Here is a 1,139-nt window from a genome sequence, read left to right on the forward strand (position 1 = left end):
CAAGGCGAGCTTCATTTAACGCCTTACGCAGTTGCAGAATTTCAGATTCCAGTTCAGCCACCGTGCGGGAACCAGGAGTACCGAGCCCTTTTCTGGCGGCGGTAACCCATTGTCCTAAAGTGCCTTCAGGAAGGGATAATCGGGAAGCGCCTTCACTGATCGAAAGTTGATTTTCAAGAACCGTTCTGACAGCTTCGGCTTTGAACTCTTTAGAGTAACGTTGGTTTTTTCTGCTCATTATTAGCTCCTTCTGATGCCATTCTATTTCAGGAAGGAGTGTCCGTTAAACTCAGGCTACCTCAAACGTATCGTTTTCTTTCATCGCGTAAATACCGGAAGAGAAGCCGATTTCTTTCTGCGGCGCGATATGTTGCAGACGTTTTTCGATACGTTCAGGCAGTTGTGCTGCAATTTGCGGCGTCGAATCGACAAGAATGATGCAGAATTCATCGCCACCGAGTCGGATGGCATAATCACTTTTACGAATCGATTGTTTAATCGCCTGAGCTAATAACGTAATCGCTAAATCCCCCTCCTGATGACCGAGGGTGTCATTTATTTGCTTTAACTTGTCCATGTCAATTGCAATAAACATCACCGAAGAACCGGATTGCACCAGTTTCTGCAACCGCTGCTCCAGTTCAGGGGTTAAAATTTTGCGATTATACAGTCCAGTCATCGCATCACTAATATTTTCTCGCGACACATTTTGGTATAAACGGAAGTGCATCCGGACCATATTCAGCAAAATTAACGCCGTCAAAATCCAGAACAGAACGCTTTTCCACGAAGACGTGATAAAGTAAAGAATATCAATGGATAACGAGACACGAATGCTGAGGTAGCCTGAGTTTAACGGACACTCCTTCCTGAAATAGAATGGCATCAGAAGGAGCTAATAATGAGCAGAAAAAACCAACGTTACTCTAAAGAGTTCAAAGCCGAAGCTGTCAGAACGGTTCTTGAAAATCAACTTTCGATCAGTGAAGGCGCTTCCCGATTATCCCTTCCTGAAGGCACTTTAGGACAATGGGTTACCGCCGCCAGAAAAGGGCTCGGTACTCCTGGTTCCCGCACGGTGGCTGAACTGGAATCTGAAATTCTGCAACTGCGTAAGGCGTTAAATGAAGCTCGCCTTG

At 45.7% G+C, this 1,139-nt stretch carries 2 protein-coding genes and 1 pseudogene; 1 reads left to right on the forward strand and 2 read right to left on the reverse strand.

Annotated elements, in window-relative coordinates:
- Together BGK49_RS15335 and BGK49_RS15340 are read right to left on the reverse strand one after the other, a co-directional pair.
- On the reverse strand, window positions 1-238 hold a 238-nt coding region (locus BGK49_RS15335), incomplete at its 3' end, for a transposase (RefSeq protein WP_032335914.1).
- Between the two features lie 51 nt (window positions 239-289).
- Window positions 290-835: pseudogene (locus tag BGK49_RS15340) on the reverse strand (diguanylate cyclase domain-containing protein); the annotation flags it as partial.
- Window positions 836-901: 66 nt separating this feature from the next.
- On the opposite strand from BGK49_RS15340, the gene BGK49_RS15345 reads away from it, so the two are divergent.
- The coding region (locus tag BGK49_RS15345) for a transposase (protein ID WP_032335914.1) at window positions 902-1,139 on the forward strand (238 nt) is incomplete at its 3' end.

The organism is Shigella sp. FC1544 (assembly GCF_001722145.1).
In the GTDB taxonomy this organism is placed as follows: domain Bacteria; phylum Pseudomonadota; class Gammaproteobacteria; order Enterobacterales; family Enterobacteriaceae; genus Escherichia; species Escherichia coli.